The 9,999-nt window shown below is 70.7% G+C and carries 10 protein-coding genes; 5 read left to right on the top strand and 5 right to left on the bottom strand.

The window, feature by feature from the left end; all coding sequences use genetic code 11:
• Window positions 1–115 precede the first annotated feature (115 nt).
• The 3 genes from MKK54_RS00405 to maiA all read right to left on the bottom strand — a co-directional run bounded on the left by MKK54_RS00405 (window position 116) and on the right by maiA (window position 2,542).
• On the bottom strand, window positions 116–421 hold the full coding sequence (locus MKK54_RS00405) for a hypothetical protein (protein WP_244008551.1): 306 nt from the start codon (window positions 419–421) through the stop codon (window positions 116–118).
• Between the two features lie 25 nt (window positions 422–446).
• On the bottom strand, window positions 447–1,778 hold the full coding sequence (locus MKK54_RS00410; RefSeq protein WP_244008542.1) for an NAD(P)/FAD-dependent oxidoreductase: 1,332 nt from the start codon (window positions 1,776–1,778) through the stop codon (window positions 447–449).
• A gap of 119 nt (window positions 1,779–1,897) precedes the next feature.
• Complete coding sequence (gene maiA, locus MKK54_RS00415; RefSeq protein ID WP_244008552.1) at window positions 1,898–2,542, bottom strand: maleylacetoacetate isomerase; 645 nt, start codon at window positions 2,540–2,542, stop codon at window positions 1,898–1,900.
• 196 nt (window positions 2,543–2,738) lie between these two features.
• On the opposite strand from maiA, the gene dgcN reads away from it, so the two are divergent.
• Both dgcN and dgcA read left to right on the top strand, forming a co-directional pair.
• Window positions 2,739–3,770, top strand: coding sequence for an N-acetyltransferase DgcN (dgcN, locus tag MKK54_RS00420; RefSeq protein ID WP_244008543.1), 1,032 nt, complete (start codon window positions 2,739–2,741; stop codon window positions 3,768–3,770).
• Window positions 3,767–4,753 (top strand): N-acetyl-D-Glu racemase DgcA, encoded by a 987-nt coding sequence (dgcA, locus tag MKK54_RS00425; RefSeq protein ID WP_244008544.1) that lies wholly within the window; start codon window positions 3,767–3,769, stop codon window positions 4,751–4,753. Before dgcN ends, dgcA begins: the two co-directional genes overlap by 4 nt.
• Window positions 4,754–4,876: 123 nt before the next feature.
• Here dgcA and cydB read toward each other — a convergent pair whose 3' ends face one another.
• Together cydB and MKK54_RS00435 are read right to left on the bottom strand one after the other, a co-directional pair.
• The gene (cydB, locus tag MKK54_RS00430; protein WP_244008545.1) at window positions 4,877–5,923 is read right to left on the bottom strand and encodes a cytochrome d ubiquinol oxidase subunit II; all 1,047 of its coding nucleotides are present in this window, start codon (window positions 5,921–5,923) and stop codon (window positions 4,877–4,879) included.
• Window positions 5,924–5,959: 36 nt separating this feature from the next.
• Window positions 5,960–6,301: a hypothetical protein gene (locus MKK54_RS00435; RefSeq protein ID WP_244008546.1), complete on the bottom strand. Its 342-nt coding sequence runs from the start codon at window positions 6,299–6,301 to the stop codon at window positions 5,960–5,962.
• A 332-nt stretch (window positions 6,302–6,633) separates the two neighbouring features.
• Between MKK54_RS00435 and MKK54_RS00440 the strand changes: the two genes are divergently transcribed.
• From MKK54_RS00440 to MKK54_RS00450, 3 genes are all read left to right on the top strand, one after another.
• Window positions 6,634–8,568, top strand: a complete 1,935-nt coding sequence (locus tag MKK54_RS00440) for a sensor histidine kinase (protein ID WP_244008547.1) — start codon at window positions 6,634–6,636, stop codon at window positions 8,566–8,568.
• Window positions 8,569–8,659: 91 nt separating this feature from the next.
• Window positions 8,660–9,382: a peptidoglycan-binding domain-containing protein gene (locus tag MKK54_RS00445; protein WP_244008548.1), complete on the top strand. Its 723-nt coding sequence runs from the start codon at window positions 8,660–8,662 to the stop codon at window positions 9,380–9,382.
• Window positions 9,383–9,437: 55 nt separating this feature from the next.
• On the top strand, window positions 9,438–9,779 hold the full coding sequence (locus MKK54_RS00450) for a DUF1491 family protein (protein ID WP_244008549.1): 342 nt from the start codon (window positions 9,438–9,440) through the stop codon (window positions 9,777–9,779).
• Window positions 9,780–9,999: the final 220 nt, after the last annotated feature.

The following is a 9,999-nucleotide window of genomic DNA, read 5'->3' on the forward strand; positions in this document are numbered from 1 at the left end:
GCTTCGACTGACGGCATCTAGGTGCCAAGATGTGGTTGCTGTCGAAGCAGTAGCTGCAGGAGCTATCCCCATGGAGATTACTACCGTCGGCATCGATCTGGCCAAGAGCATCTTTCTAAGCTTCCTCGGGCTCCGGATCGGCCGTCCAGGCCGTGGCGAAGGCCGCCAGGTGGCGGGCATCCGCGAAGGCCAGCACGGTGACCGCCCGGTCCGCCGGCATCGCGCCGGGATAGGGCGCCAGCAGCACCTTCTCCTCCGAGAGCTTGGCGCCGGGCGCGTGCGCGGCGAGCCAAGCCTCGGCTTCCGGCGAGAGGCGGCTCGGATCCGCCGCGTCGCGGGCGCGGGAATCCCCGCGCAGGACCAGGACGTAGGAGCCCAGCGCCGGATTGCGCTGCTGCACCGCCTTGACGATGTCGATCATCATGCCGTTGGGGCTCCGTTCCCGGTCAATGCAGCTTCACGCGGGATTCCGTGCGCCGCGTCAGCGCGCGGGCCACCGCGTCGAGGGTGGTCTTCACCGTGCCGTGCAGGGCCTGCTCGTGCATCTTGTAGAGCGAGCGGTACATCATCCGGGCGAACAACCCGGCGATGAACATGTTCTTGCCCTTGATGAACCCCATCAGGTTGCCGACCGTCGAGTACTCGCCGAGCGAGACCAGTGAACCGAAATCGCGGTACTTGAAGGGTTTCAGCGGCCGGCCGGCCATCTTGTCGGGGATGATCTTGATGAGGTGCGTTGCCTGCTGGTGCGCGGCCTGGGCGCGGGGCGGGATCGGCGTGTCCGAGCCCTTCTCCACGAGGTAGGCGCAGTCGCCCATCGCGAAGATGTCCGGGTCACGGGTGGTCTGCAGGGTCGGGGTCACCACGAGCTGGTTGTTGCGGGTGGTCTCCAGGCCGCCGATCTCGTGCAGGAACGGCGGCGCCTTCACGCCGGCGGCCCAGACCACGAGTTCGGACGGGATGAAGCCGCCATCGGCGAGCTGCACGCCGTCCGCGCGCACCTCGGTGACGCGCGCGCCCGTGCGGACCTCGACGCCGATCTTGTCGAGCAGCACCATGACGTCGCGCGAGAGCCGCTCCGGCACGGCGGGCAGGATGCGCCCGGCGGCTTCCACGAGGGTGATCTTGAGGTCCTTGGCCGGGTCGATCCGGTCGAGGCCCGTCGCCGCCACGTGGCGGGTGGTGCGGTGGAGTTCGGCCGCGAGTTCGGTGCCGGTGGCGCCGGCCCCGATCACCGTGACGTGGAGCTGGCCCGGACGCACCGGCCCCGGCTGGGTATGGGCGCGCAGCATGCCGTTCACGAGGCGCTGGTGGAAGCGCACCGCCTGGCCCTGCGTGTCGAGCGCGATGGCGTTCTCCTTCACGCCCGGCGTGCCGAAATCATTGGTGGTCGAGCCCACCGCCATCACCAGCGTGTCGTAGCCGATCTCGCGCACCGGCGTGACTTCGCGCCCCTCGGTGTCGTGGCTGGCCGCGAGGTGGATGACGCGCTTTGCCCGGTCGAGGCCGGTCATCTCGCCGATGCGGTAGCGGAAATTGTGCCTATGGGCGTGGTGCAGGTAGTCCACGGCGTGGTGGCCCACATCGAGGCTGCCGGCGGCGACCTCGTGCAGCAGCGGCTTCCAGATATGGGTCCTAGCCCGGTCCACCAGGGTGACGTGCGCCTTGCCGGGGCGGCCGAGCTTCTCGCCCAGCTTGGTCGCGAGCTGAAGGCCCGCCGCCCCGCCGCCGACGACCACGATGCGATGCAGGTTTTCCACGGATTCGCCCGGTACCATGAACGTCACGTCCTCGCTTGTCGCATTCCAGCCGGTGCGTGCCCGTCCCGATGGGCGGCGCAAGTCCGTAGTTTAGAAGCGCGCAGTTTAAAAGGATCGGAATCCCTTCGCCATTCCCGTCACGCGGGTGCGCCGGGCTGCCGGAGGGGATGCGCCCGGGCGAAGGCGTCCTGCGCGAGGCAATCCTCCGCGATCCGCCGCACGGTCGGGAACGGGCCCGTCTCAACCCCGAAGATGCCGGTGCCGACCCAGAGGCTGACGAGGCAGAGATCCGCGTGGCTGATCGCGTCGCCCTGGGCGTAGCGGCCGCTGCCGGGCTCGCGGGTCATGCGCGTCTCCAGGGTCTTCAGTCCGGTCTCCATCCAATGCCGCACGAAGCCCAGCATGCGCTCGCGCGGTAGGTCGTAGGTCTCCATCAGGAAGTTGCGCACGCGCGGCACGTAGAGCGGATGCGTGTCGCAGGCGACGACCTGGGCCAGGGAGCGCGCCCGCGCCCGCGCCCGGGGGTCGGCCGGCAGCAGCGGCGTCGCCGGATGGATGTCCTCCAGGTAGTCGAGGATGGCGAGCGACTGGATCAGCGGCGGGCCGTCGCCGTCGAACAGCGCCGGGACCGCGCCCTGCGGGTTGATGGCCAGGAACTCGGGCTTCAGCTGCTCGCCGGCATCGAGGTCGAGGAACGTCTCCTCGTAGGCGATGCCCTTGAGATTGAGGGCGACCCGCACCCGGAAGGCGGCGGCCGAGCGCCAATTGCCGTACATCTTGATGTGCGTCACGTGTCCTCCCCCGAGACCCGATGCGGAATGTTGTCCGTCTCTCGATCGATCGGACCACACCCGACATCGGGCCGTCCCGCAAGTCCGTTCTCGCGGCGCCCGTGCCAAACGCCGCGATTTGGCAGCGCGGCGATCATCGCGCATAGGAAGGCGGCGAGGGCGCGAACCTCGGCCGGTGAGTGACGCGATGCAGATCGAAACACCCTACCTGATGTTCCTCGGCGACGTGCCGGACCGTCTGGCGGCCAAGACCGCCTACGGCATCAAGGATTGGCGCCCCGAATGGTGCGTCGGCCAGTTGCGCCTGCCCGGCTGCGCGGCGGATCTCGGCATCCCGGACCTCACCCTGGCGCAGGCCGTCGAGAAGGGCTGCCGCACCATGGTGATCGGCGTCGCCAACGCGGGCGGCGTCCTGCCCGAGCACTGGGTCGCGGAGGTGGTCGCCGCCCTGGAGGCGGGCCTCGACATCGCCAGCGGCCTGCATGCCCGCCTCGGCGCGGTGCCGGCCATCGCGGAGGCCGCCGAGCGCAACGGCCGCCAGCTTCACGACGTGCGCCACACCTCCGAGACCTTCGCCACCGGCAAGGGCAGCAAGCGTCCGGGCCGCCGCCTGCTCAGCGTCGGCACCGACTGCTCGGTGGGCAAGAAGTACACGGTGCTGGCCCTGGAGCGGGGCATGCGCGAGCGCGGCCTCGACGCGGATTTCCGCGCCACCGGCCAGACCGGGGTGTTCATCTCGGGGCGCGGCGTCGCCATCGACGCGGTGGTGGCCGACTTCATCTCCGGCGCCGTCGAGTGGATCTCGCCGGCCGCCGAGCCGGAACACTGGGACCTCCTCGAGGGCCAGGGCTCGCTGTTCCACCCCTCCTTCGCGGGCGTCAGCTTAGGGTTGCTCCACGGCGCGCAGGCCGATGCCTTCGTGGTCTGCCACGAACCGACCCGCACCACGATGCGCGGCGTGAGCCACAGGCTTCCGACGATCCAGGAGGTGATCGACCTCACCGTGCAGCTCGGGCGCCTGACCAACCCGGACATCCGGCCGGTCGGCATCGCGGTGAACACGCAGGACCTCGACGAGGGCGCGGCGCGCGCCCTGCTGGCGGATCTCGCGAAGGCGCACGATCTGCCGGCCACCGACCCGGTCCGCTTCGGCGTCGGGGAGATCGTCGACCGGATCGTCGCCGTGTTTCCGCCCGCCGGCACCGGGGCCGGCGCGTGAGCCGGCGCCTCGACGTCTCGGTCGAGCGCTTCCCGATCGCGGGGGCGTTCACCATCGCGCGGGGCAGCCGCACCGAGGCCGTGGTGGTGCTCGCCACGATCACCGATTCGGAGGGCCATGTCGGACGCGGCGAATGCGTGCCCTACGCCCGCTACGGCGAGTCCGTGGAGAGCGTGAGCGACCTGATCCGGGCGCAGGCCGAGGCGATCGCCGCCGGCGCGACCCGGGCGGACCTGCAGCGCGACTTGAAGGCGGGCGCCGCCCGCAACGCCCTCGACTGCGCCCTGTTCGATCTCGAGGCCAAGCAGCTCGGCCGCCCGGCCCACGCCATCGCGGGCCTGTCGGCGCCGCAGGTCGCCACCACGGCCTACACGCTCAGCCTCGGCGACCCCGAGAGCATGGAGGCGGCGGCGCGCAAGGCCGCCCATCGGCCCCTGCTGAAGGTGAAACTCGGCGGCGCCGGTGATCCGGAGCGTATCGCCGCGGTTCGCCGGGGGGCGCCGGATGCACGCCTCATCGTCGATGCCAACGAGGCGTGGCGTCCCGAGACGATCGAGGCGAACCTCGCGGCCTGCGTCGCGGCCGGTGTCGGCCTGATCGAGCAGCCTCTGCCGGCCGGCGAGGACGCCCTCCTTGCCGAGATCGCCCGGCCGATCCCGATCTGCGCCGACGAGAGCCTGCACGACCGCGCCGGTCTCGATGCCCTGAGCCAGCGCTACGACGCCATCAACATCAAGCTCGACAAGGCGGGTGGCCTGACCGAGGCGGTGATGCTCGCCCACGAGGCGCGCGCGCGGGGGTTCTCGCTGATGATCGGCTGCATGGTCGGCACCTCGCTCGCCATGGCGCCCGCGATGCTGCTCGCCCACCACGCCGACTACGTCGATCTCGACGGGCCGCTGCTGCTCGCCCGCGACCGCGAGCCCGGCCTGCGCTTCGAGGGCAGCCTGATCCACCCCCCCGAGCCGTCGCTCTGGGGCTGAAGGCTCAGCCGCGCACGACGAAGCGCAGGAAATAGACCAGTACCGTGAAGGTGACGAGGCTGAGGGCGTAGAAGGCGACGAACCAGAGGAGCCGCTTGCCCTTCATGCCGGGCGCGTCCCCGCTCAATGCCCGTAGCCCCCGGATCCCATGTCCTCCGCCACCTTCCCCCGGAAGACCCAGTAGGCGTAGCCCGTATAGGCGAGGGTCAGCGGCATCACCACGGCGTAGCCGACCAGGGCGAATTGCAGGGCGCTGACGGCGTTCGCCGCCTGCCAGATCGTCATGCGGGGCGGTACGATGTAGGGAAACAGGCTGATCGCCAGACCGAGGAAGCCGAGCAGGAACAGCGCGATCGTGAGCAGGAAAGGGGCGACGTCCCGTCCGTTTCGGATGCCGCGATGGATGCCCCAGGCCACAAGGGCGGTGACGAGGGGCACCGGTGCCACGTAGAGGATGTTCGGCCAGGAGACCCAGCGCCACTGGATGTCGCGGCCGAGGAACGGCACCCAGGCGCTCACGGCCGTCATCGCCACGATGGTGGCGGCGAGGAATTGCTGGCTCTTGCGCCGGGCCCAGACCTCCAGCTCTCCCGAGGTCTTCATCACGCACCAGGTCGCGCCGAGAAGTCCGTAGCCGCAGACCAGCCCGATGCCGGTGAGCACGCTGAACGGGGTGAGCCAGTCCAGGGTGCCGCCGGTGAAGCCGCGCCCCTCGATCTGGAAGCCCTGCACGAAGGCGCCGAGCACCATGCCCTGCGCGAAGGTCGCCACCAGCGAGCCGTAGTGGAAGGCGTTGTCCCAGACGAACCGGGAACGGTCGGCCTTGAAGCGGAACTCGAAGGCGACGCCCCGGAAGATGAGCGCGATCAGCATGAGGATCAGCGGCAGGTAGAGCGCGGGCAGCAGGATCGCGTAGGCGACGCTGAACACCGCGAACAATCCGCCGCCGCCCAGCACGAGCCAGGTCTCGTTGCCGTCCCAGATCGGCGCCACGGAGAGCATCATGCGGTCGCGCCAGTTTCCCTCGCGGGCAGACGCGAACAGGATGCCGACGCCGAGATCGAAGCCGTCGATCACCACGTACATCGCCACCGCCACCGCGAGCAGGCCCGCCCAGACCAGCGGGAGCCAGAAGGCCGCGCCCTCGTATTCCATCCCGAAGCCGAACATCCGCAGCTTTCCTCGCTTCGCGGACGATCGGCCCCGTCAAGGGTTCGGGCGTTCCCCGCGCGGGATCAATCTATCCGCATCGGCGCGCATTTGCGTACCCCGCCAGGGCAATTTCCGATCGCTTTCCAGCAGCGTGTCGCGCGACGGCGTTCCGGCCTGGACCGCGGCCACCATCCGCCGGACGATCTCCGCGCCGCCCTCGCGCAGCATCGTCTCGCGGGCCGGGTCCGGCACCGTCTCCCAGGCGGCCAGGGCCGCCTCGGCGAGGGCGGAGTGGTTCCTGGACGCGGCGGGTTCGGGGCCGAGGGCATCCTGCCGCTGGAGCGCCAGCCAGGAGAGGGCCCCGATCACGAGGGCGGCGCGAATGAGGAACGACATGGGTCCGACCCGCCAGCACGCCGGGACGAACCGGGCCTACGCTGCCGCGATCCTGTCCTCCGAACCGGTAAAGACGGTCTGACGAAGGCCCGGCCAGTGTCCCGCATGGTGAACACAAGCTTAGCAGGGTGCTCCGATCGTTTTCCAGCGTACTGCCCCGAAAGGGTCAGGGGTCGGGAGCGATCACAGTTACGTCCCGGAAAGCATGCGGAGACAATCGGACTGTCTTGCGCAAGACTCGCTTAAGTCGGCTCTGCGAAGTTCCAATCCGTCGAGTTTCAGTCGAGCCAAGGGGCGTCGGAGTGGCCGGTCGGGTCGTTTCCGCGCTGTGCGTGTCGGTATTGCGTATCTACGGTGCCCTGGCTTCCCTCATCGACGTCCGCCTCGCGGGGCTCGTCCATGAGTCGGTGATGGACGAGAGCGGCGTGCGCTTCCGACACGAGCGGTTCCTCGTTTCCCGCCTCGCGACCGGGCTGATGATGATGCTCGGCCTGCCGCCCTACCTCGTGCTGCGCGGCGTGCCCACCGGCCTCGAGGCCCTGGCCATCGCGAGCCTGATGCTGCCGGTCTTCGCCGCCGTCCTGCTCTCGCGCACCGGCATCCTCTGGCTCGCCCACGCCATCTCCTCGGCCGGGCTCACCGGGGTCGTCGTCTGCCTCGCCATGATGACGGGCGGTCCCCAGTCCGCCGCCGCGATCTGGCTCGTGGCGATTCCCCTGGAGGCCGTGGTCTCGGGGTCGCGGCGGGCGACCCTGGCGGCGGCGATCATCGCGGGCCTCGGTGCGCTCGCGGTCGCCCTGCTGCCGCCGATCGCCGAGGGGACGCCGCTCCTCGAATGGTCCCGGGCTCTGGCGATGCCGGTCTTCGCCATCACGGCGATCGGCCACATCGCCGCCCAGGCCATCGAGCATTTCCGCCACGAGGGCCACTGGCTCGCCCGCCTGCGGGACAACGAGCGGCGCGACCGCATGCTGCTCTCGGCCATCGACGACCTCGTGACCTGGCACGATCACAATGGCCGCGTGCTGGAGGCCAGCGCCTCGGCGGCGCGCTTCGTCGGCGCCGACCCGGTCCTCCTGCAGGGCCACGGCCTGCTCGAGCGCGTGCAGGTCGCCGATCGCCCGCTGCTGCTGCAGGCCCTGAGCGACGTCGCCGCTCACGGCCGGCCCGCCACGGTGGGATTCCGCCTGCACCTCGATGCGGCCGCGCTCCGTGCCGAGGGCGCGCCACGGGTGATCTTCGCCGAGATGCGCATTCACCGGATCGACGAAGCCCGCGCCGGAGCCGACGGCGCCCCGTCGTCGAGCGTCGTCGCGGTGACCCGCGACGTGACCGAGCACCGCCGCCACGCGGAGGAGCTGGAGCAGGCCCGCGCCGAGGCCGAGCGCGCCGACGAGGTGAAGAGCCGGTTCCTGGCCAATGTCAGCCATGAGCTGCGCACGCCGCTCAACGCCATCATCGGCTTCTCGGAGGTGCTGGCGGGCGAGGGCGCGATGGCGGTCGACCCCGCGCGCACCCGTGAATATGCCGGCATCATCCGCAATTCCGGCCAGCACCTGCTCGAGGTCGTGAACACGCTCCTCGACATGTCGCGGATTCAGAGCGGGCACTTCGACTACGCCCCCGAACCCCTGGACATGAGCGCCCTGGTGCGGACCTGCGGCGACCTGATGCAGCTGAAATTCGATCAGGCCGGCATCACCCTGGTGCGCGACGCGAACCCCGCGCCGGTGGAGATCACGGCCGACCTGCGTGCCTGCCGTCAGATGCTCATCAACCTCCTCTCCAACGCGCTGAAGTTCACGCCGCGCGGCGGGCGCGTCGAGATCGTCCTGCGCTGGTCGGGCGACCGGCTCGACCTCATCGTGGCCGACAGCGGCATCGGCATCGCGGAGAGCGACCTGCCGCGCGTCGGCGTCCCCTTCTACCAGTGCGCCGGCGGTTACGAGCGCACGCATGAAGGCACCGGCCTCGGCCTGTCCGTGGTGCAGGGTCTCGTCGGCCTTCACGGCGGCGCCATCGCGATCGAGAGCACGCGCGGCGAGGGCACCACGGTCATCGTGACTCTGCCGCGCGATTGCCGGCAGGCCGGCGGTCCCGTCCCCGTGGTGTCGATCCGGACGCGCCTGCGTCCGACGCCGGTCGACGGCCGGCTCGTGGCTCCCGCCGTCGCGAGCCTCGCGGCGATGCGCCGGCCGATGGGCCTGTTCGAGGCCGGCCCGGAGACGGTCCGCGAGAGCTACGTCCCCCTGAGGCGCGCCGGTTGATGGTGCGCCGAGATCCCGCACGCGCCGGTCGTCCGGGGTGTCGCTTCACGCGACGCTCCCGCATCGTCGCGTCGAGCCGGAAGGAATCGTGATGCGCGAGCCGCAAGCACGCCGCGACCAGCGAGAGATCGTCGTCCCCCCTCGAAGCCGCGAGCCGAGGTCGGCCGCCCGCCGGCGTCCCGCCACGGGCCGGACGCAGCGTCTGGCGGCCCTCGGCGCCACGGCCGGCGCGGTCGGGCGGGCGTTCCTGCGCCATCCCGGGGAGATCCTCGGCGTCGGGGTCGTTCTCGGCGCGGTCGCGATGATCTGCCTGAACGCGCTCGGCTATCAGGCCGGGCGGCATCCGGCGCCGATCTTCCCCAAGGTCGCGGCGCGCAGCCTCACCGGTGCCACCCCCGACAAGGCGAAGCCGGTCCCGCCGGCAGCGGAGGGGGTGAAGGCCGAGGCGACCAAGCCGGAGACCGCCAGACCCGAGTCCTCCAGACCCGAGTCCTCGAAGCCGGACGGCGCGAAGGTCGAGGGGCCGGCCCGGACTCCGCGTGACGGCATCGGCGAGATCATCCGGGCCGGCGATCCGAAGGGCGCGGAGACCACCGCCTCGGTGCCCGCGCAGGGCGGTCTCTCGCTCGCCCAGGCGCAGCGCGCCCTGGTCAAGCTGGGCTACGGCCCGCTGAAGGCGGACGGCCTGATGGGAGCCAGCACCCGCGCGGCCATCGAGCGGTTCGAGCGGGACCGCAAGCTGCCGGTGAAGGGCGAGCCGTCACCGCGCACCTTCCGCGAACTCGCGACCCGGGCGGGCGCCTCGCGCGGCTGACGGACGGGCTTCGGCGATCGAGGCGGGCCGCGCGGAACCTGCTATAGGGCGGCCCATGGCACGCCTGCGATCCGACTTCTGGGTTTCCGCCCACCTGCGCCGTCTCGGAATCGAGGGGATCGCCGCCGTGCAGCGCCGGCGCGGGGCGGCCGAGGCCGGCGCGATCTTCGTGAAGGTCGACCGTCTCGACGGGAGCGCCGACCTCTACGGGCCGGCCCCGCAATCCCTGGTCGATACCGGATCCGACGACGACCGGCGCTTCGTCGCCCTGATGAGCGAAGCCTCGCCGGCGGATGTGGAAGTCCGGATCGGCAAGGAACTGCGCTTCGACGACGACCTCTGGCTCATCGAGATCGACGACCGCGCGGGGCGGCACCGGCTCGATCTCGCGGAGTAGGGGATTTGGGCTCCGCTCAGGCGCCGCGCGGGCCGAGCGAGACCGTCTTCCGCTTCGATCCAGCGGAAGACGGTTTCATACTGTTTCCTGTACCTGAGGGCTTGCTGTGGTTTGATACAGCCTGGGCGTCTGGCGATCTTACTGCTTCCAGGTCCACCCCGATGACATACGCCGTGTCGTCGGGGCGCGGTCGTCAAGCGGCACGATCCCGGACGCCCTG

The organism is Methylobacterium sp. J-068 (assembly GCF_022829445.1).
Taxonomy (GTDB): Bacteria; Pseudomonadota; Alphaproteobacteria; order Rhizobiales; family Beijerinckiaceae; genus Methylobacterium.